Origin of the sequence: Propionivibrio sp. (genome assembly GCF_016790145.1) — a bacterium.
Lineage (GTDB): Bacteria > Pseudomonadota > Gammaproteobacteria > Burkholderiales > Rhodocyclaceae > Propionivibrio.
On record NZ_JAEUOI010000204.1, the window covers coordinates 23467 to 43885 of the forward strand.

The 20419-nt window shown below is 59.7% G+C and carries 20 protein-coding genes; 4 read left to right on the forward strand and 16 right to left on the reverse strand.

Going from position 1 to position 20419, the window contains the following annotated elements:
* Positions 1 to 79: 79 nt before the first annotated feature.
* The 10 genes from JNM42_RS16635 to JNM42_RS16680 form a co-directional block, all read right to left on the reverse strand.
* Positions 80 to 958 carry an energy transducer TonB gene (locus tag JNM42_RS16635; protein ID WP_294272778.1) on the reverse strand — a complete coding sequence of 293 codons (879 nt, stop codon included), beginning with the start codon at positions 956 to 958 and terminating at the stop codon, positions 80 to 82.
* 10 nt (positions 959 to 968) lie between these two features.
* Positions 969 to 1376, reverse strand: coding sequence for a protein TolR (gene tolR / locus JNM42_RS16640; protein ID WP_294272781.1), 408 nt, complete (start codon positions 1374 to 1376; stop codon positions 969 to 971).
* Positions 1377 to 1388: 12 nt separating this feature from the next.
* Positions 1389 to 2066 (reverse strand): protein TolQ, encoded by a 678-nt coding sequence (gene tolQ / locus JNM42_RS16645; RefSeq protein ID WP_294272784.1) that lies wholly within the window; start codon positions 2064 to 2066, stop codon positions 1389 to 1391.
* Positions 2063 to 2506 carry a tol-pal system-associated acyl-CoA thioesterase gene (gene ybgC, locus JNM42_RS16650; RefSeq protein WP_294272788.1) on the reverse strand — a complete coding sequence of 148 codons (444 nt, stop codon included), beginning with the start codon at positions 2504 to 2506 and terminating at the stop codon, positions 2063 to 2065. Before ybgC ends, tolQ begins: the two co-directional genes overlap by 4 nt.
* Before the next feature lie 165 nt (positions 2507 to 2671).
* Complete coding sequence (gene ruvB / locus JNM42_RS16655) at positions 2672 to 3763, reverse strand: Holliday junction branch migration DNA helicase RuvB (RefSeq protein ID WP_294272792.1); 1092 nt, start codon at positions 3761 to 3763, stop codon at positions 2672 to 2674.
* Positions 3764 to 3765: 2 nt separating this feature from the next.
* Complete coding sequence (locus tag JNM42_RS16660) at positions 3766 to 4839, reverse strand: AI-2E family transporter (protein ID WP_294272795.1); 1074 nt, start codon at positions 4837 to 4839, stop codon at positions 3766 to 3768.
* The gene (ruvA, locus tag JNM42_RS16665) at positions 4836 to 5411 is read right to left on the reverse strand and encodes a Holliday junction branch migration protein RuvA (RefSeq protein WP_294272799.1); all 576 of its coding nucleotides are present in this window, start codon (positions 5409 to 5411) and stop codon (positions 4836 to 4838) included. The genes JNM42_RS16660 and ruvA overlap by 4 nt, the downstream gene beginning before the upstream one ends.
* A 37-nt stretch (positions 5412 to 5448) precedes the next feature.
* Complete coding sequence (gene ruvC, locus JNM42_RS16670; RefSeq protein WP_294272802.1) at positions 5449 to 5994, reverse strand: crossover junction endodeoxyribonuclease RuvC; 546 nt, start codon at positions 5992 to 5994, stop codon at positions 5449 to 5451.
* A complete protein-coding gene (locus JNM42_RS16675; RefSeq protein WP_294272804.1) occupies positions 5991 to 6854 on the reverse strand; it encodes a DMT family transporter in 864 nt (287 codons plus the stop codon). The genes ruvC and JNM42_RS16675 overlap by 4 nt, the downstream gene beginning before the upstream one ends.
* A gap of 197 nt (positions 6855 to 7051) precedes the next feature.
* Positions 7052 to 9487 carry a DUF6600 domain-containing protein gene (locus JNM42_RS16680; protein ID WP_294272807.1) on the reverse strand — a complete coding sequence of 812 codons (2436 nt, stop codon included), beginning with the start codon at positions 9485 to 9487 and terminating at the stop codon, positions 7052 to 7054.
* A 119-nt stretch (positions 9488 to 9606) separates the two neighbouring features.
* Between JNM42_RS16680 and JNM42_RS16685 the strand changes: the two genes are divergently transcribed.
* On the forward strand, positions 9607 to 9864 hold the full coding sequence (locus JNM42_RS16685) for a hypothetical protein (RefSeq protein WP_294272810.1): 258 nt from the start codon (positions 9607 to 9609) through the stop codon (positions 9862 to 9864).
* Positions 9865 to 9985: 121 nt separating this feature from the next.
* On the opposite strand, the gene JNM42_RS16690 is transcribed toward JNM42_RS16685, so the two are convergent.
* The 5 genes from JNM42_RS16690 to JNM42_RS16710 form a co-directional block, all read right to left on the reverse strand.
* On the reverse strand, positions 9986 to 10321 hold the full coding sequence (locus JNM42_RS16690) for a hypothetical protein (RefSeq protein WP_294272813.1): 336 nt from the start codon (positions 10319 to 10321) through the stop codon (positions 9986 to 9988).
* A 16-nt stretch (positions 10322 to 10337) separates the two neighbouring features.
* On the reverse strand, positions 10338 to 10697 hold the full coding sequence (locus tag JNM42_RS16695; RefSeq protein WP_294272816.1) for a hypothetical protein: 360 nt from the start codon (positions 10695 to 10697) through the stop codon (positions 10338 to 10340).
* A 79-nt stretch (positions 10698 to 10776) separates the two neighbouring features.
* A complete protein-coding gene (locus JNM42_RS16700) occupies positions 10777 to 11190 on the reverse strand; it encodes a hypothetical protein (RefSeq protein ID WP_294272818.1) in 414 nt (137 codons plus the stop codon).
* Between the two features lie 60 nt (positions 11191 to 11250).
* Positions 11251 to 14502, reverse strand: coding sequence for a DEAD/DEAH box helicase (locus JNM42_RS16705; RefSeq protein WP_294272821.1), 3252 nt, complete (start codon positions 14500 to 14502; stop codon positions 11251 to 11253).
* 198 nt (positions 14503 to 14700) lie between these two features.
* Entirely contained in the window at positions 14701 to 15426 is a 726-nt protein-coding gene (locus tag JNM42_RS16710; RefSeq protein WP_294272826.1) for a YebC/PmpR family DNA-binding transcriptional regulator, read from the reverse strand.
* A gap of 139 nt (positions 15427 to 15565) precedes the next feature.
* On the opposite strand from JNM42_RS16710, the gene JNM42_RS16715 reads away from it, so the two are divergent.
* The 3 genes from JNM42_RS16715 (at position 15566) to JNM42_RS16725 (ending at position 19441) form a co-directional block, all read left to right on the forward strand.
* On the forward strand, positions 15566 to 17095 hold the full coding sequence (locus JNM42_RS16715; RefSeq protein WP_294272829.1) for a helicase HerA-like domain-containing protein: 1530 nt from the start codon (positions 15566 to 15568) through the stop codon (positions 17093 to 17095).
* A gap of 112 nt (positions 17096 to 17207) precedes the next feature.
* Positions 17208 to 17972 carry a hypothetical protein gene (locus JNM42_RS16720; protein ID WP_294272832.1) on the forward strand — a complete coding sequence of 255 codons (765 nt, stop codon included), beginning with the start codon at positions 17208 to 17210 and terminating at the stop codon, positions 17970 to 17972.
* Between the two features lie 149 nt (positions 17973 to 18121).
* Entirely contained in the window at positions 18122 to 19441 is a 1320-nt protein-coding gene (locus JNM42_RS16725) for an HD domain-containing phosphohydrolase (RefSeq protein ID WP_294272834.1), read from the forward strand.
* Positions 19442 to 19541: 100 nt separating this feature from the next.
* Here JNM42_RS16725 and JNM42_RS16730 read toward each other — a convergent pair whose 3' ends face one another.
* A complete protein-coding gene (locus JNM42_RS16730) occupies positions 19542 to 20165 on the reverse strand; it encodes a hypothetical protein (RefSeq protein WP_294272837.1) in 624 nt (207 codons plus the stop codon).
* Positions 20166 to 20419 lie beyond the last annotated feature (254 nt).

The following is a 20419-nucleotide window of genomic DNA, read 5'->3' on the forward strand; positions in this document are numbered from 1 at the left end:
AAACAATGCGCGATTATATCCCCTTGGGGTGCGCGGCGTTTGTAACGAAAAGTAATATTGCATCAGGACGGTCTCTTGCCTACTCATCAAGCGGCCGGTAAGGAATCTTCAATACACGCTCAAAGAGTCCGGGGTCATCGGGTTTGGGAAGTGGCGAGGATTTCAGGATGGCGCGTTCGATGGCCGCATCAAGCGTCAGATTGCCGCTTGATTTGCGTACCTTGACGCTCAGTACTTCACCCGAAGGAAGCTGGGTGACTTCAAAAACGGCTTCCGGGTTGCCCTGAATCGCTGGCGGCAGGACAATATTGCCGCGAATCTTGCCGCGCACCTTGGCCGCGTAGTCGGCCAGCCCGCGCGCGCGGCCGGCCGAAGCCTGCTCGGACTTGAGCTGGGCCAGCAGGTTGGCCTCGGCTTCGGCGCGTGCCCGCTGCTCCTGCGCCACTTTTTGCTGCTGAGTCTGTTTCAGGTCGCGCTTGAGTTCGTCTTCAAAGCTCGACCGGCGCTCAGGTTCGGGCTTTTTAGGTTCTTCCTTCTTCGGCTCCGGCTTCTTTGGCTCCTCCTTCTTCGGCTCGGGCTTCTTTGACTCTTCCTTCTTCGGCTCGGGCTTCTTTGTTTCTTCCTTCTTTGGTTTCTTTTCGTCCTTGATGGCGATATCCGGCTTGATCGTCGGCGCCGGCTCGACTCGAGGGACGGGCTTCGGTTCCGGCCTGGGTTCAGGTTTTGCTACGGGTGGCGGTTCAGCGATCGGCTCGCGTTTGGCAACGGGCGCCGCGACCGGCGCCGCACGCCAGACTTCAACCTCGACCGACGAGGGTGCCCGGCTCTTCCATTGCACACCAAGAAACAGGGCCGCGATGAGCAGCAGGTGAACGAGCGCCGAGAGGATTAGCGAGGTGACGTTCGACTCTTCAGGCGGCGGCTGGTGTGAGGCGAGTTCCACGGCATCGTCTTTCAAGCGCGGGACCCTACTTGCCGGTAGGCTGGACGAGCAGGCCGATGCGCTTGACCTGCTGGCGTTGAAGTTCGTCCATGACAGCGAGAACCGCTTCGTACTTGACGTTCTTGTCGCCGACGATGAGCACCGGCTGTTCCGGGTTCTTGCGCTGGGCATCGACAATCGCCTGCGCCAGCTCGCTACGGCTCAGGCTGCGCCCCTCGGACTTGCCCGGCGCACTCAGCGACAGCGACTGATCGGCGCGGATGTTGACCTGCAGCGCCTCGGCCGGAACCTGCGAGGCCTTGCCGACCGAAGGCACATCGATGCTGGCGGTGGTCATCATCGGCGCGGTCACCATGAAGATGACCAGCAACACCAGCATGACGTCGATGTAGGGAACGACGTTGATTTCGTTTTTAAGGCGACGTGGGCGCATGCGATCTCCTGGTTAGCGCATCTGGCGTTGCAGGATGTTGGAAAACTCTTCCATGAAGGATTCGAAGCGCGTCGACAGGCGGTCGATCTCGTGCGCGAAGCGGTTGTAGGCAACCACTGCCGGAATCGCCGCGAAGAGGCCGATGGCCGTGGCGACCAGCGCCTCGGCAATGCCCGGCGCGACGGCGGAGAGTGTTGCCTGCCCGACGTTGGCCAGGCCGCGGAAGGAATGCATGATGCCCCAAACCGTACCGAACAGGCCGACGTAGGGGCTGACCGAGCCGACCGAGGCGAGGAAGGCGAGATGCGAGTCGATGCTGTCGACTTCGCGCTGATAGGTGGCACGCATGGCGCGACGCGAACCGTCGATCACGTCTTTCGGATCGAGGTTTTTCTGGCTGCGCAACTTGGTGAATTCACGGAAACCGGATTCGAAGATGCGCTCCATGCTGCCCGTTCCATGCCGGTTATTGACGGCGCTCTGGTACAGGCTGTTGAGATCGCCGCCGCTCCAGAAGTCACGCTCGAATTGCTCGGTTTGCGCACGCGCCGTCTTCACGGTGAACCATTTGCGGAAAATGTAGTACCACGACATGAAGGAAACGCCGGCGAGCAGCAGCATGACAGCCTGCACCACGGCGCTGGCGTTGAGGATCAGATGCAGAATGGAGAGATCTTGCGAAACGTTCATTGCAGGGTTTCCAGTTTGGTGCGGATTAGTGCAGGTATTGAAGTGACCTTCATCAGGACGGGGTTTACACAAACAACATGGACCTTGCCGCTCACCAGCTCGGTCCAGCCGCCCTCGATTGTAGGATTGGCCCGCCGGATGTGTTGACGAAAAAATAACTGGGAGCGGGAAATTTTTTCGACTTCGAGGCTGACCGAGAGCAGTTCATCGAGCCGCGCCGGTTTCAGGAACTCAAGACTCACGCTACGCACGACAAAGGCAATGCCCGGTTCGCGCAGCAGATCGGCCTGGTCATGACCGATCTCGCGCAGCCATTCGCTGCGGCAGCGTTCGAGAAATTTCAGGTAGTTGGCGTAGTAAACAACCCCACCGGCGTCGGTATCTTCGTAATAGATGCGAACGGGGATGGTGAAGGCGTTGGGTTTCTGTTCATGCTTCATGGGCAGATTTTAATGCAATGTCGAGGAAAATGATGTAAGTCATTGTAACGTAAAACCCTTTACGTCAAATGTAAAGGAGGGCGAAGGGCGCAAGGATTACGCGTTCAACTTCGGCCTGCGTTACCTTTGCCAGCTTTGCGACTTTGCGATGGATTTTGAAACAGCTTACTGCCCTCGCCACAGCTCGTTTTGCCCGTTGCTGGCCGGGTTGTCGAGGCCGAGGTGGCGGTACACGGCAGCCGTGGCAATGCGACCGCGCGGCGTGCGCTGCAGGAAGCCCTGCTGGATGAGATAGGGCTCGAGCACGTCTTCGATGGTGTCGCGCGCTTCGCCGATGGCGGCTGCCAGATTATCGATGCCGACCGGTCCGCCGCCGAATTTGTCGATCACGGCGGAGAGCAGTTTGCGATCCATGATATCGAGTCCGCCGTGGTCGACATCCAGCATGATCAGCGCCAGATCGGCCACCTCCTGCGTGATGTGCCCCGCCGCCCTGACCTCGGCAAAATCGCGTACGCGGCGCAGCAGGCGGTTGGCGACGCGCGGCGTGCCGCGCGAGCGTCTGGCAATCTCCAGCGCGCCGCCCGGATCGGCCGGCACCTTGAGCAGTTGCGAGGAGCGCGTGACGATCAGCATCAGTTCTTCCGGCGTGTAGAACTCGAGCCGCGCGACGATGCCGAAGCGGTCGCGCAAGGGGTTGGTCAGCATGCCGGCGCGGGTGGTCGCGCCGACCAGCGTGAACGGCGGCAGATCGAGTTTCACCGAACGCGCGGCCGGGCCTTCGCCGATCATGATGTCGATCTGGAAGTCTTCCAGCGCCGGATAGAGAATTTCCTCGACGACCGGCGACAGGCGATGAATTTCGTCGATGAACAGCACATCATGCGGCTCAAGATTGGTCAGCATGGCGGCCAGGTCGCCGGCGCGCTCAAGCACCGGGCCCGAGGTCGAGCGCAGGTTAACGCCCATTTCGGCGGCGATGATGTGCGCCAGTGTCGTCTTGCCCAGCCCCGGCGGGCCGAACAGGAGCACATGGTCGAGCGTGTCCTGGCGCCGCCTGGCGGCTTCGATGAAGATCGAGAGCTGCTCGCGGATCTTGACCTGACCGACGTAATCGGCCAGCCGCTTGGGGCGCAATGCGCGCTCGATCGCCTCCTCCTGCGTCGATTTCGATTCCGCTGAAATCAGCCGATCAACGGGAGTCTCGCCAAAGCTGTCGTCCGGCTTGTCATCGTCGAGCTTGTCTATTTCGATCATGGCTAAATTGAGGGGTCTTCGTAATCGGGGTGCGCCAGCCATTCGCGGATCAGCACTTGACCGAGCGCAAGCAGTGTCGGCCCGAGGAAGAGCCCGATAAAGCCGAAAACGAGTACCCCGCCGAAGACGCCGACGACGATCAGCAACAACGGCAGACTGGAGGTCCGCGAAATCAGGATCGGTTTGACGAAATTATCGACGCTGCTGATGCCGAACATCCCCCACAGGATCATGAAGATGGCCCATCCCGTTTGTCCACCCTCATAGAGCCAGGCGGCCGCGCCAAGCCAGATCAGCGTGGCGCCGATCACCGGAATCATCGAGAAAAAGAAGGTGGCAAAGGTAAGCATGATGACGCCTGGAACGTCGGCAATGAGGAAGCCGATCATCGCCACCAGCGACTGTGCGGCGGCGGTACCGACGATGCCGACCATGACACCGGTGACCGTGCCAATAGCCAGTCTGAGCATGCGTTCGCCAAGTTCGCCGGCCAGCTTCTGGCTGCCGGTATGCAGCGCATCGGCGTAGTTCTCGGCATCGCGGAACATGAAGAACACAAAGAAAATGACCAGCACCAGTTGCAGCAAACCCTGGCCAAATAGAGCGACAGTCGCCAGAGCGATTTTGCGCGTGGGGTCGAGGAGTTGGCGCAGCAGGAGGTTCATTTCTTCCCGGCTGTCCACCAGCCTGTGCCAGTAATCGTTGATGCCCGGGCCGACGATGGGCAATTTGGCGAGCCAGACGGGCGGGTCGCTGGGTAGTCCGCTTTCAAGTATGGGCTTGAAATAGTGAATGGCCGATTCAACGCCCTCGGCAAGCGAGCCGGAGAGCAAGGCCATGGGCGCGACCAGCAGCATGAGCAGCAGCAGCGACATCAGCGCTGCGGCCAGACTGCTGCGACCGCGACAAAGAATGAGCAGGCGGTTACGGATGGGCGCCGTGGTGACGCAAATGACGCCGGCAAAAAGCAGCGTGCCGGTGAAAGGCATCAGTACGGCAATGCAGCCGACCAACAGCAGCGCAACGATGGCGATCTGGATGATCTGCTTCTGGGCAGAGGATATCTGTTGCTTCATGCTTTCGAGAGTAGTCTGAGCGCCTGACGGATGCCGTCCGAGATGGAAATGCCGGCGGCCAGCGGTTTCATCGCCGCCGTTGCCTCGCGGTCATTGTAACCCAGCGCCAGCAGCGCATTGAGGATGTCATGCTGGCTGTCTTCAACCGGCAAGGCGGTAGCCGGCAGGGCGTCGGCCAGTTTGCCCTTGAGTTCGAGCAGCAGCCGCTCGGCCGTTTTCCTGCCGATGCCTGGCACCTTAATCAGCCGTCCGACCTCCTGCCGGGCGATGGCTTGTGCCAGATCGTTGACGGAAAGCCCGGAAAGTACGGCCAGCGCCATGCGTGCGCCGACGCCGGAGATCCTGATCAACTGTCGAAAGGCGAAGCGCTCGGATTCGCTCGCGAAGCCGTAGAGAAACTGCCCGTCTTCGCGCACCACAAAATGCGTGAGCAAGGAAATCTTTTCGCCAAGCGCCGGCAGGTTGTAGAAGGTACTCATCGGCACGTCAACCTCGTAGCCGACGCCATGCACGTCAATGAGAACCTGCGGCGGGTTTTTTTCCAGCAGTATTCCGCTAAGACGACCGATCATGAGTATCTCCGAAAAGGTAAAAACTTAAGCTGTTTCATCAAACCAGCCGCCCGTTGCGCACGCGAAGGCCCTTGGTGGTCATGCTCCCCATGCCCTGCCCGCCGTGCGCGTGGGCGATGGCGCAGGCCAGTGCGTCGGCGGCGTCCGGGCTGGGATCGCCGGTCAGAGAAAGCAGGCGGCGTACCATGTGCTGTACCTGCCTCTTGTCGGCGTGACCGTTGCCGACAACCGCCTGCTTGACCTGCAAGGCCGTATATTCGGCGACCTCAAGCCCGCCGGCAACCAGCGCCGTGATGGCGGCCCCGCGCGCCTGGCCGAGCAGCAGCGTGGACTGCGGGTTGACGTTCACAAAAACGATTTCGACGACGCTCTGTTCCGGCTGGTATTGCAAGACGAGTTCGCGCACACCGGCATGGATCGTTCCCAGCCGCGACGGTAGGGAGGTTCTGGCTTCGGTCCTGATGCAGCCGCTGGCCACGTAGGACAGCGTACTGCCGGTTTTTTCGATGACACCGAAACCGGTGATGCGCAACCCCGGATCGATGCCGAGGATGCGGATGGTCCGCTTCTCGATCAGGCTCATTTGCGGCTTGCCCGTGCCAGATAAACGCCGCTCACCGCCAGCACCATGCCTGCCAATGCCAGCCCGCCCAGCGTTTCGCCGAACACCGCCCAGGCGATGATGGCGGTGCTCGGGGGCGTCAGGTAAAACAGGCGGGCGACATTGACCGCGCTGCCGTTCCGAATCAGCACATTGAGCAGACTGATCGCTGCGAAGGAGAGTACCAGCACCAGCCAGAGCAGAGCGAAGACAAACGAGGGAGTCCAGTCGATGACCATGGTTTCGGTGGCGCTGGCGGCCAGCGCGGTGATTACGGCGCTTGGCAGAAACTGGATCACCGAACCGGTGCGCAGGTCGAAGTGCGGGCAGAAACGTTTTTGATACAAGGTGCCTGCGGTGATCGCCAGCAGCGCGACCAGCGCTGGAAGCATCATAGTTCCCAGCGGCAAATTGCCCAGCTTGTTGGTAACTACCAGGGTGACGCCGACAAAACCGAGCCCCAGTCCCAGCCACTGCCTTGCGCTTACGCGCTCGCCGAGCAGCCAGCCGGCACCGCAGGCGGTAAGCAGTGGTTGCATTCCGACAATCAGCGAGGTAATCCCGGCCGGCAGACCATGCTTGATGGCGACAAAAACGCCGCCAAGATAGAAGGCATGTACAAAAATCCCCGAAACGCCGATATGGAAAATCTGCCTGGCATCGCGTGGCCAGGGCGCGCGGGTAGCCAACGCAAAAACCGTCATCAAACCGAGGACAAGACCATAACGGGTGAGCAGGAAGGTCAGCGGTTCGGCGTAAGGCAACCCGTATTTGGCACCGATAAAGCCGGTACTCCACAGGAATACGAACAGCAGAGGGGTCAGGGCTTGAAACGTCGGCATGGCGTCGGCTTGCTGGATAGGCCGACAGTATATCGGGTTCGTGCTTGAGCGCTGAGGTGCATTGATCATTGAAAGCGCAGTTCAGCGCAATGTAAATAGCGTAAGTCCTAATCCCCAGGTGTTTTGCCTCAGCGCTGACCTATGCACAGATCTCAAATACACCGTGGACCGAGGCCAGGCATCGCGATCGGGATGCTTCAGCGCTTTTCCGCTTCGTCACGTTGTTGTCGCTTTTTCTCCTGGTCATTCTGTCCCTGACGCTGGCGATCTCCCTGATTCTGGGTTCTTGCCTCGGCGCGAGGTTCGGCCGGACGACTGATTTCACGCGGTGCTTCATGTCGGGTTTCGCGCACCATCGGCGGCGGCGTTTCCATGCGTGCAGGAGTTGCCTGCCTGAATTGTTGCGCAGGCGGCTCGATGCGGATTGCACTCTGCGGCGGGTTGATGGTCGGTTCGTTGCGGCGCGAGGGGCGATCCTGAACACGCGTTTCGAACGGCTCCGGTCTGGACTGCGGTACAGGCCGCACGACTTCCGGCTGCGGCCGCTCGTTGCGTTGCGGCGCGAGAACAGGGGCTTGAGGTGCCGGCGCAAGTGCCGGTGGAATGGCCTCCCGGTTTCTCGTAGCGGCCGGCGCCGAAACCATCAGCTCGGTCCTGGACTGCGGTACAGGCCGTATGATTTCCGGCTGGGGCCGCTCGTTACGTTGAGGGGCAAGAACAGGCGCTTGAGGTGCCGGCGCGAGTTGTGACGCGTTCATGGCCGGTTCATCGCGGCGGGAGGGGCGATCCTGAACACGCGTTTCGAACGGTTCCGGTCTGGTCTGCATCACAGGCCGCACGACTTCCGGCTGAGGCCGCTCGTTACGTTGCGGCCCGAGAACAGAGGCTTGAGGTGCCGGCGCAAGTGCCGGCGGCGTGGCAATCCGGCTTCCTGTAGCGGCCGGGGCGGTAACCAGAGCTTCCTGTTGCTGGCGTTCCCGCCACGCCGAGGGTTGGCCTGGACGGTCCTGCCGGTTCTGCGTTTCGACTTGAGGTGCGGCCTGCACTCCGGAAGCCAGGGCATTCGGTCGAACCGGTGCCAAGGCTTCGGGTCTTGGCAGGGGGGCCGGCCTTACGCTCTCAGGCATTGGCCGTTCGCCTCGTTGCGGCATGGTGGCGGGAAGTTGAGCTGCGGTCGAAGCGACGGGTGGATTGTCGTTCAGGATGCCGGGATTTGCCGGGGTCGTTACAGGCGTTGCCTGACGCTCGCTATCGCGGCGCGTGAATGCCTGGTTTTGGCGATCCTGCCGGTTATATGGTCCGGTCTGTGCAGCGGCCTGCGGCGCAGAAACCGGGGCGATGGCCTGCACCGGATGATCACGCAGAGAACGATGATTTCCCGGCGAAAGCGCCGCAGGCGCAACTGGGCGGCGATGCGTAACGACATCAGCAGGTACGACGGTCACCGCTTGCGGCAGTTCGCGATGCCTGTAATGCGTTTGCTGAACCACCGCCTGCGGGTTGTTGACGATGTTCGTTACGTTGCTGATGTTGTTGACGTGCGTGATATTGACGTTGCGTATGTAGTTCGCGCTACTGCGATAGGCCGGTACATAGACTTCGTGCGGGGCGAGCGGGAACCAGCCGACGTTGGGTCGGCCGCCGATAGCAGCACCTATGCCGGGCGTTCCGATCCAGGCCACCATGGCTGGCGCGTAAACCGGTCGTGCAATCCGTGCGCCCGGAACCCAGCCCCACGCCCCACGTTGATGAACCCAGCGGCCATAATGGAAGGGTGCAAAACCCCACGGCTCATAACCTACCCAGTTCCAGCCCCATGGCGCGACCCAGACCCAGTGCCCGCTGCGGTAAGGCGCCCAGTCGGCAGCGACGGCGCGCGGTGTCCAGATGGCGCCATATTCGGCGTTCTCCGACCAGTTGCCGTAGGCGTCGAGATCTTCGGCGCCGGTCATTTCGGGTGAGACGTAACGCGCGTAGGTGTTTGCCGTCGGGCGCCGGTCACGCATGACGCTCCATTCGGTGAAGTCGTCATTGACTGCGCTCGACAGGCGGTAGCGGGTTTGCCCGCCGGCTTGTTGCCAGAACTGGGCGCTTTGACCAGCGCCGATATCGAGTGCGCTGTCGCTGGCCTCAAAATGCAGAGCCCCGAAGTAGGCCGTGGCGCTTGAGCTGCCCGAATCAGCGTCAAAGCGGTAGATACCGGCGTCGCGTGCGCTGAATCGACCGTTGCGAGTGACCAGCTCGAAGTCGCGTACGATTTCACGCGACGGCAGCTTTACGATGGCCCGGCCTTCGTTCAGATAGAGCCGAACCTGGTCATCGTCGATCCGGGTAATTTCCAGCATGCTGCCCGAGTCGAGGCGTACGCTCATTGAACCGATCTGGATCTCGGCCCGGGCGCCGGCAACGGTGGTCAGTGTATCGCCGCTGGTCAGCGGCTGGTTGAGTGCAGCGCTGTACGACTCGCCGGTGTTCGGGTTGTACAGATTGACGGCACCCGCGCCAGAGAGCCAGGCAATGCGCCCGATGCGACCCGCCGGATCGGCCTGGGCCGGCGTTACGAGAAAGAGCACACAGGCCAGCAGGGCAAGCAGGCAGTACCAGGGGCGTGAGGAGAAGAGCGGGCTGTTCATGTGTTACGGTCCAGTTCGGTCGGGCGTCAATTGGCCTGTAGAACTGCTTAACGGATGAGATGGCGTTTGGTCTACGGTGGACACACTTTGTTTCACAATCGCTATGGGACTGTTAACGCTTGAAGAACGGCTTTGTTCTCATTTTCCCGCATCCAGCCGGGATACAAGGAGCCGAGGGAAACTATTCGGCACAGACCCGGGTGGCCGTTCTGGTCGAAGTCAGGGACAACGTCAAGCCACCATCCCACTCTGAACCCTACTTGACTGTACTAACATCGCGAGGCATCGCCCACGAACTGGTGTTCATTCCGGATCGGGATCACGTCAATGTAATCGATTCGCTGCAGCTTGTGGAGGCCACCCTTCAGCATGGCTAGGAAGACTGAACGCCAGGACAAAATGGCGCCACAGCACCGCTACTCAGGGCCTTGGTCGGTGAGTGTTTACGCGTCAAAAACCACGCTGAACTCTTGTACGGCCAAGCCACCGAAGGATCAGTTACTTCTTGATATTCAGCTCAAGTTCCGCCTTTCGAACCTGAAGTACGTCCAGCCTCTTTTTCAGGTCACCCATTTCCTTCTTGATTTTTCGCAGCTCGGTCTGGCTCTTGAGCTTCAGCAAATAATCTGCGCCAAGTTCTCCCGTGATGTAACGCTCTAGTTCACCGCGCAGGATTCTGAGGTAGGGATTGCCCCACATCGCACCATCACGGTACTCAAGCTTGCCGGCGCGAATGCCCTTCACGATGAAGTCCTGGCTTACGCCATACTCCTTGGCGACCGTTACGTCGCTGAGGGTGGCTCCTTTGCGCGTCCATTCTCCGTGTTCAGCCATGGGTCACCTCAAGCGGCTAAACATACTTTTTAATGAAGTCGTAGTAACTGCGCGCACCATACTCGGAATGACGAATGACTGATTTCTTGATCTTGTCGATTCTGGCCACATAGTCTTTCAGGGTCAACGCATTGACTTTTCCGATTCGCTCCAGCCCAACGGCAACGCAGCGTTCGATAATGCCGCCGAGCAGGGGGTGATCGGTGACACGCTCGCTTCTGGCAAAGCCAAATTCTTTCTTGGTGGCAATGATGGCGTTCTCAAGGCCAAAAACGCAAAGGGTGTCGGTTAGCTCCGGGTGTATTTCATATTCTGCCTTGAGTTCAATCTCTATGGCCTGGCAGACATCAAGATGGCGGTCATCGTTAAAATCCATGTCAACCTCGAATGACTATTGTTGCGGGAATGTTGTTTTGCCTCTATTCACAACGCCGGCTCCCCTGTCAGCGCAAGCCTCAGAAACCCTTCTTGAACATCTTGTAATGGCGCTTCAGCCGATCGACGTAGGCCTTGTCCTTGATCATTTGTTCGAACGCCGCGAGGAAGGTTGCTGAGTGCGCAGTCTGCGGATTCAGTGGATCGAGCGTCGGATGACTCCATTCTGCGGCACTCCTCATTGCCGGTGACCCCTTGTGGTAGAAAGAGGCTTTCTCCCATCCATAGCTGATCGTTGCCCATACCTTGTTACCACTGTGTCGACCGAGAACACGGATGATCACCCGGCGGCAGTCGCAGTTTTTGTCGGTGCAGCAATACTCGAGATATTCATATTCGTCAGCCGGTACCGGATTTCCGGCAGGAATGCTCAGTGTCCGCGTCTCTTTGAACGCGATCTCGCCGAACTTTTCATAAAATGCCACCGTGTTCATGGGCTAATCCTCACTCAAGCAAAATCGTATTACCACAGCACACGCATTGCATTCGATCAATCAGGCACCCTTGTCAGTAATCGGTTCGAGCAGCGCCGCCAGATCGGCGTCGCTGAACTTTACGCTGCCTTCATGATCCTCGGAGAGAATTCCGGCGGCGAGTTCGGCTTTTTTCTCTTGCAGTTCGAGGATTTTTTCCTCGATGCTACCGGCGACGACGAGTTTGTAGACGAATACTTTCTTGCTCTGGCCTAGGCGGTGGGCGCGGTCGGTCGCCTGGTTCTCGACCGCCGGGTTCCACCACGGGTCGTAGTGGATCACGGTGTCGGCGGCGGTCAGATTGAGGCCGGTGCCACCCGCTTTCAGACTGATCAGGAAAATCGGCACTTCGCCCGCCTGGAAGCGGCGTATCGGTGTTTCACGATCCGTGGTGCTGCCGGTCAGAGTAACGAAATCGAGCTTGCGCCGTGTCAGTTCATCGGCAATCAAGTCAAGCATCGAGGTGAATTGCGAAAAGAGCAGAACACGCCGGCCTTCTTCGATCATCTCGGGCAGCATGTCCATCAGCAGGTCGAGCTTGGCGCGTTCCTTGACCTTTTTGGCGGCATCGATCTTGACCAAGCGCGGGTCGCAACAGACCTGGCGTAGTTTGAGCAGGGCGTCTAGGATGACAATCTGGCTTCGCGCAAAGCCTTTGGCGGCGATTTCTTCGCGCACGCGGGCGTCCATGGCGCTACGCACCGTCTCGTAAAGGTCGCGCTGCCCACCATCGAGTTCGACGCTGCGCACGATGATGGTTTTCTCCGGCAACTCCTTGGCCACCTCGTCTTTCTTTCGGCGCAGCATGAAAGGTTTGATACGCCGCGCCAGAAGGGCGCGGCGCAGAGTGTTGCCCTGTTTCTCGATCGGCGTGCGCCAGGTGCTGGTGAAGTGTTTCGAGTTGCCGAGGAAACCGGGCATCAGAAAGTCGAACAGCCCCCACAGTTCGCCAAGGTGGTTTTCCATCGGCGTGCCGGTCAGGCACAGGCGGTGGGCGGCGCTGAACTGGCGAACCACCTGCGCCGCCTGGCTGGCCGAGTTCTTGATGATCTGCGCTTCGTCGAGAATGAGCAGGTGATAAGCATGGGCGCCGAGCAGTTCACGGTCGCGCCAGAGCAACGGGTAGGTGGTCAGACAAACATCGTGTTCGGGGATAGACGCAAAACGTTCGGCACGGCTTGGGCCGTGCAGCGAGAGCACGCGCAAGCCGGGGGCGAAGCGCTCGGCTTCGCGCTTCCAGTTGAAGATCAGCGAGGTCGGCATGATCACCAGCGCCGGCTTGTCGAGGCGTCCGGCTTCTTTCTCGATCAGCAGGTGGGCGAGCGTTTGCGCGGTTTTGCCGAGCCCCATATCGTCGGCCAGAATGCCGCCCAGTTCGTTTTCGCGCAGATACTGCAGCCAGCCGAGTCCATCGAGTTGATAGGGGCGCAGCATCAGAGCAAGGCCCTGCGGCGGGAGGGCGGTGTGCGTGCCGCCGGCGCCCTGCAGGCGGCGAGCCAGTTCGCTGGCCGCGTGCGTGCCGTGCATCGTCCAGCCTGGAAGATCGCCGAGTGCGGCCAGCCGCACCGCATCGGCACGCGGCAGGCGCAGGGTCTGGCCGCCGGCTGGGCCGTCGAACAGGTCGATCAGCGTGCGCGCCAGCGGTTTGATACGTTCGGCGGCAATGCGGATACGCCCGCCTTGCGGGCCTTGCAACTCGATCTGCTCGTCGTCGGCAATGTGCGCCATGCGCTCGCCGTCGAGCCAGCGTCCGTCGCTGCGAAACAGGCTGTGCAGCAGCGGTGCCAGCGGCAGGCGCTCGCCGTCGACGACGATGCCCATGTCCAGACCGAACCAGCCGGCTTCGCTTTCAGTAAGCTCGGCATCCCAGGATTCGACGCTGAGCACGTGGTGGCGGAACTCGCTAGCCACCACCACCTGCCAGCCCGCCGCCCGCAGTTTTGGCGCGAGGTCAGTGGAGAAACCGGCCCACGCGGCTTCGCTCTCCAGCCCGTAGGCCGCCGGGGCGAAACCGCCGGTAACGGATACCGAACTGGCAATGACCGGCTGGAAGCCGAGACTGGCGAGGAAATCGAGTTGCGCGTTTTCCTGCTCGGGGTTGCGCATGACGCGAACGGTTTCGCCGCCGCTGACGGTAGCGTAATCCTGCGGGTCATGCGCCGACATCTTCGCTGTGCCGTAAGCGAAGTCGATTTCAGCGTAGTCGTAGTAACCATTGTTGAAGGTGCCGGCGTACTTGCGATGCTTGTAGACCGCCCAGCAGCGCAGCGTATGCAGAGTGATGATCGGCTGCAGGGGCTCATCGATTTTGCGCAATTGACTAACGGCGTCGGCGTTGGGGGGCGGGATGTCGGGGGCCATTTCGGCGAGTGCGTTAGCGACCAGCGGCAAGTCGACAGGATCGAGCGGCGATAGCCTGAACAGTGCGTCAAGCAGTGCTTGAGAGACTTTGCTTTCCACCGGGCCGGCTTCTCCGGATTCCGGGTCGAGGTACCACGGCGGTTCCAGAAAGAGCAGCGCTCTTGACGGCGGCTGGGTGGCCAGGTGCGGAACGATCTGCTGGCGCGTGTTAACCTGCCAGGTGATTTCACCAGGCCGTGCAGGACCAGTGCGCAGCAGATCGAGTGCCCCGCTGTGCGGCGCGCTCATCTCCGGGCAAAAGTAGCAGCGACCGCTGGCGAGCGCTGCGGCCAGCAGCGATGCGGCGTATTTACCGAACAGCGATACGCAGTCGCCAAGGTACCCTTTTCCGGAAATCTTCAGCATCAGACGGAAAATATCGAGGTCGTTGTCGTCGGTGAATTGCGGCGGAGCCAGCAAGGCGCGTTCGGCATTGCTCCATTCAGACGTGTTGCGCTTTAACGGCGCCGCCGGGTCAATTCGACCCTTGACCGTTCTCAGGACGAATTCCTGATAATAGTTGGAGCAGCCGACCAGGTAATAGATCGCCTGCGTCGCTTTGGCCTTGGCTTTTGGCTTTTTTTCTGCCGCCAGACTGGCCCGACGCAAGGTTTCTACCCAGTGCAGCAAGCCTGGATTGACCGTGGCGAGAGCTGCAGAGGGTGTTGCCGATGAGCCGCGCAGGCCAGCAGACTTGGCGCGCTGTTGCAGCATGAAAAGGAGAGCGGCCGCAGCGTGTTCACAGGAATAAGCTGTCTTGCAAGTACAATCGCTGTCGATAACCAGATAGGGCTGGCCTTCGATCTTCATTTCGCCAAAGAAAATATCGACCTTGATTCGGGTTGAGTTCCTGTTGCGGAGTTCACAGTGCATGTAATCTCCTGTGGACTCAACTTTGGCCACGCTCTCGATCAAGGCTGGCGCAGCGCGCAACTCGCGCTCCTCAAAATTCTCATTGATATCTTGCAGCGTATACCTTTGAGTTAGCGAGAGCATGACGCTGAATTCCGGCGCTGGCATTGAAGGTGCAACAAGGGAAAGCTACAGTACCATCAGTAAAGAACCGACGAACTATTCGTCCATGACCACATTGGTATAAACCTCCTGCACATCGTCGAGGCTTTCCAGAACGTCGATCAGCTTCTGCATGCGCACGGCGTCGTCGCCGGTCAGCTCGGTTTCGTTCCCGGCCTTCATCGTCACCTGCCCGAACTCGGCGTTAAAGCCGGCGGCGGCCAGGGCTTCCTTGACGCTCATGTAGTCGTTGGGCGGGGTGATGACTTCGATCGAGCCGTCGTCGTTGGTCAGCACGTCGTCGGCGCCGGATTCGATGGCGGCGTCCATCAGCGCCGCTTCGTCGGTGCCGGGAGCAAAGAGCAACTGGCCGCAATGTGTAAACTGGAAGGCCACGCAGCCGTCGGTGCCCATGTTGCCGCCGTACTTGTTGAACGCATGGCGAACTTCGGCGACGGTGCGCGTGCGGTTGTCGGTCAGGCAGTCGACCATCACTGCGGCGCCGCCGATGCCATAACCCTCATAGCGGATTTCGATGTAATCGACGCCTTCGAGTTCGCCGGTACCCTTCTTGATGGCGTTGTCGATCTTGTCCTTGGGCATGTTGACCCCCTTGCCCTTGTCGATCGCCAGACGCAAACGCGGGTTGAACCCCGGGTCGCCCCCGCCCATCTTGGCGGCTACGGTAATTTCCTTGGCGATCTTGGAGAATGTCGCACCGCGCTTTTCATCCTGGCGCCCTTTGCGGTGCTGGATGTTCGCCCACTTTGAATGTCCGGCCATGCTAACCTCTTGTCGGTACTGCGTTTGCAACAGCCCTGTCGGAATAACAAAGACTGCTGCCGATAGTTGATAAAATCACTTGCTGATCAAGCCGCGCATTCTAACATCTCTCGACTGACCCCATTTACCGGAGTGACTCATGATTGAACCCCTTGTCGTTGCCAGACACGAACAGACCGATCTGGGACTTCTTCCCGCACTGGCCAACCGCCATGGACTGATTACCGGCGCTACCGGTACCGGCAAGACGATCACCCTGCAAGTGCTCGCCGAGCGTTTCTCGAGCATCGGCGTTCCGGTGTTCATGGCCGACGTCAAAGGCGACCTTTCCGGACTGGCGGCTCCCGGCGTCGACAGCCCGAAACTCAAGCAGCGATTGCAATCGCTGTCGGTGAGCGATTGGGCGTCGATGAAGTTTCCGGCGGCCTTCTGGGATGTGAACGGCGAACAGGGACATCCGGTTCGCACGACGATTTCCGACATGGGGCCGATCCTGCTGGCGCGGCTGCTGGCGCTCAACGACACGCAGGCGGGCGTCTTGCAACTGGTGTTCAAGATCGCCGACGACAAGGGCCTGCTGCTGCTCGACCTCAAGGATCTGCGGGCCATGGTGCAGCACGTCGGCGAAAACGCCAGATCATTTACCACCGAATACGGCAACGTATCGGCAGCGTCGATCGGCGCCATCCAGCGCGGTTTGCTGACACTGGGCGAGCAAGGTGGCGATCTGTTTTTCGGCGAGCCGATGCTCGACATCAACGATCTGATGCAGACCGACAATGGCAAAGGCATCGTCAACGTTCTTGCCGCCGACAAGCTGATGTCTTCGCCACGTCTTTACTCGACCTTCCTGCTCTGGCTGCTTTCCGAACTGTTCGAGCACTTGCCTGAAGTCGGTGATGTGGACAAGCCGAAGCTGGTTTTCTTCTTCGACGAGGCGCACTTGCTGTTCAACGAAGCACCACCGGCGCTGCTTGAAAAAATCGAGCAGGTGGTACGTCTGATCCGCTCGAAGGGCGTCGGCATCTATTTCGTGACGCAAAATCCGCTGGATATTCCCGACACCGTACTCGGCCAGCTCGGCAACCGCGTACAGCATGCGCTGCGCGCCTTTACGCCGCGCGACCAGAAGGCAGTGAAAACGGCCGCCGAAACCCTGCGCCCTAATCCGGCTTTCGATGCGGCAGCGGCGATTACCGAACTTGGCGTCGGCGAGGCGCTGATTTCCTTCCTCGACGAAAAGGGGCGACCGACTGTAGTCGAACGTGCCTTCATCCTGCCTCCGGCCTCTCGTATCGGCCCGCTGACGGCAGAGGAGCGACAGGCCGTAATCAAGGCCTCGCTGGTCTATGGCGTTTATGAAAAAGCGCTTGATCGCGAGTCAGCCTTCGAGAAACTGAAAGGCCGCTCAGCAGACGCCGTAGCGCCACCACAGGCACCGGTGCCGGCACCCACAAGTGAGCAGGCTCCGGCTACCGGCGGTGGCTGGTTCGGTGGCCTTGGGGACATCATCGGTGGCAGTTCGGGCAGCGGCGGGCGCAACAAGGGTGGTGACTCGGTGATGGAAGCCGCCGCCAAGAGCGCAGCACGTGCCATCGGCTCGCAGGTCGGACGCGAAATCATCCGTGGCGTTCTCGGTTCGATTCTTGGCGGCTCACGTCGCCGCTAGCCGGCAGTCAAGGTCAAGCGAATGACGATGTTCATGGAGCTTTAACATGGTGCCCCTTGGTGAATCTGGTGACCTGGGGGTTCGCTGCTTGTATATCTGAATACGGCTTTCAATGACAAGCGCTTATTACCGTTGCCCGAAATGCGGGTACAAACCGGCACAGGCCATGCCGGCTGACGGGCAGTGTCCGGTCTGTGAGGTGTATTTCCATAAGTGGGAAGCTTCGCAGGCGGACCCCGAACCTGGCGAAGTGGCCGCACAGCGATCACCAAATGCTGGAACAGCGAGCATTTTACTTGCCGCGCTGCTGACGCCGCAGGCGCGAATGGCGACGGCGGTTTTTTATTCCCGGTGCGCCGCGCTGGTCTTCATCGCCATCTGGGGCTGGCGCTTGATCGCCATGGATTATCGCGACGGCGAAATCGGGCGTTCGTTCATGCACAACATCCTGTTGCCGATCCATGAAGCCGGTCATGTGTTGTTCCTGCCTTTCGGCGAGTTTCTCACCATCCTCGGCGGCAGTTTTTTTCAGATTGCCCTGCCGCTCGGCATAGCGATCGCTTTTGTACTCAGGAATCGCGACAACTTCGCTGCAGCCGTCTGCCTGTGCTGGGTCGGTGCCAGTTTTCTCGATCTCGCCCCCTATGTTTATGACGCCCTTGATCCGCAACTGATCCTGCTCGGTGGGCATACCGGCGAGGATGGTCCGCACGACTGGATCTATCTCCTTGAGTGCTTCGGTCAGTTGCAGCACGCGCCGGCCTGGGGCTTCGTCGTACATAAACTCGGCGCACTGATGGTCTTCGCCGGAGTGGCATGGGCGGCCGTTCTGCTCTGGCGCCAACGCGAGATGCTGGGTGCAGAGACGGTGTTATGAGCCGCCTTTCAGGGTTGAATACGCTCAAGCCAGAGTGCGAAGCGCCTTTTATGTTGTGCCTGGGTTATTATTTCGTCATTGTCGGGCCGGGTGCTGGCCAGGCAGTTTGTTCTGAATGCCTGCTCCTTCTCAAATGAAAGCCGATTCCCATGTCGCCCGTCCACAACGAGCCGATTGATAAAACACTGCAACTTGCACAGCAGTTGCATGAGGAAAATAAGCATTTCGTCAAGGCGGTGACCGATATCGCCGAGCAGCGGGAAGTCGTTGCCAGAGAAGACATTTACGCCAGAAACGGAATGAAGCTGGTCAGCAGCGGAACAAGGCTGACCGGGAAGTCTTACGAGCGGCTCATTGCGCACAAACTGCTGAAACCGATCGAGCAATCACTCAGCATGGCCGACACCCTCGATTGCGCTAGACTTGTCAGTCTGTGCTTCGAAGAGACACGCCTGGTCCCTTCACTGGCGCCCCTGCTCGACCAGCCCGGGCCGCTGGAGCGCTTGCAACTTGTCTTTGGCGACTTGCGACTTCCCGCACCGCTGACCCTGAAGCTTTCGGTGATGCAGCAGGATCGGCCGCAGCTCTTCCAGCACGGGTTGATCACGGCAATGATTTCCACTGTACTGGGAATCCGTGGCAAGTTGCCGCGCCAAGACCTCCAGACTTTGGCCCTGGCCAGCATTTTCCATGATGTTGGCGAACTGTGTATCGATCCGGCCATCCTCAGGCCGGAGCATCGCCTTACGGCCGAAGAGCGTCGCCATCTCTACACGCACCCCATTACCGGCTACCTGATGTTGCGCGATTTTCCGGAAATTCCCCCGGAAACGGCCACGGCCGTGTTGCAACACCACGAGCGGCTCGACGCTAGCGGCTACCCGTATCGTTTCTCTGGCGAGCAGATCGGTACGGTTTCTCGCTATCTTGCCGTCGCGGAAGTTGCGGCCACGTTGCTCGCCAGGGATGGTGCCGACAAGCGGATCAGTATGAAATTGCGGCTGAATCGCAAGAAGTACGATGCCCAGGCAGTCACCCTCGTCAGTCAGCTTTTCAGCGATTCGAAGTTGCCGCCGGCGCAGCCGCCGGAAGAGGTGGTCATGATGACCCGGCTAGCGCAGGCCGGGAAGTTGTTTGAAGATTGGATCGGGCTGCGCAAGACGCTGACGCCAGCCGATGTTTCGGCAGTTCCCTTTATCATCGAGCGCGTCGATGGTCTTCGCATGATGTTGCTCGAAACCGGCTTCGATCCTTGCCGGCTTGAAGACGCCCTGACCATGACGGGAAGCGACGACCCCGAAATCGTCCTCGAACAGACGGTGCTGATCGACGAGTTGGAATGGCAATTCAAGGCCTTGTCCAGGGAAGTCGAGCGCAAGCTGTTCGGCCGTGAGACGAAGCTTCCTTCCGGGCTGAACAACTGCTTTGACGACTGGCTGATAAAAGTGCGTCAGTTTGTCAGCGAGTAAGCGGCTCGTCGGCCGTCTGCGGTTGATCAGTACACCGAAAACCACCCTCTTTGTGAAGTTGGCTTAAGTCAGCAAGCAGAGAAGAATACCTCCCAGAACTTCATCTTGCGGCGCTGATACCCTGGATCTTCGAGAGCTGAGCAGCAATGCCCCGGTTGTCCGAGAGGGCGCGTTTCTTTTCACGGCATCGGCGACACTTCTCCGCCCTTGAAAGCGGGGCAGGTTTTTCGGCCGACTTGCCATAGCCGGCGGCATACACAGCAATCAATGGGCCCGCACGGTTACGGCGCCAGGCGGCGATATGAATCCGTTTCTGCTTGACCAGAATATCCATATAGCGAGTGTTTTTTATGGTGTTCAACGACAACCCGGTCGCATGCGCAGCTTCGCGATAGGTCATCATTCCGATCCGTTCCAAAGCGCCCACGATGAGGTTCATTCCGGCTGAATCTCTGTCCTCATCCTTGAATTCGGGCCGTGCAAGGTCTGGTCGATCACCCAGGCTAAACAAGGGCGTCACAAATCCTTTGCATGTCTTTCGCCATCCACTGACATGAACGAGCCGTCTTGTGCGAAGTGCTTTCAGGTAGCCGCCGCACGCCAGGGTAGTGATGCCGACAAAGGCTTCACGGGATATGTCGCTGGCCGACATATCCGACATATTCGCCAGGAGCGCGAGGATGCGCTGCATGGCCGGGCTGTTTTTTTCGCTGGGCACAAGCATCAGGTTATTCGAAAGCACGAATTATAGGTACTGGAATGCAAACCGAATACAGACCCATTAAAGCATTTACCATTAAAGCCCCATGGATTGAGAACTGCGTTTTCGATCAGCAACGGAAGCGGCTGACCAGCCGGGTCAGTTCGCTGGAAATCCTTTCCAGATCGTCGGCCGTTTCTGCGGTCGAGTGCATGGCGGCGCTGGTCTCTTCAACCATCGAGGCGATTTCCTCGACCTTCTGCGCAATGCTGTTGCTG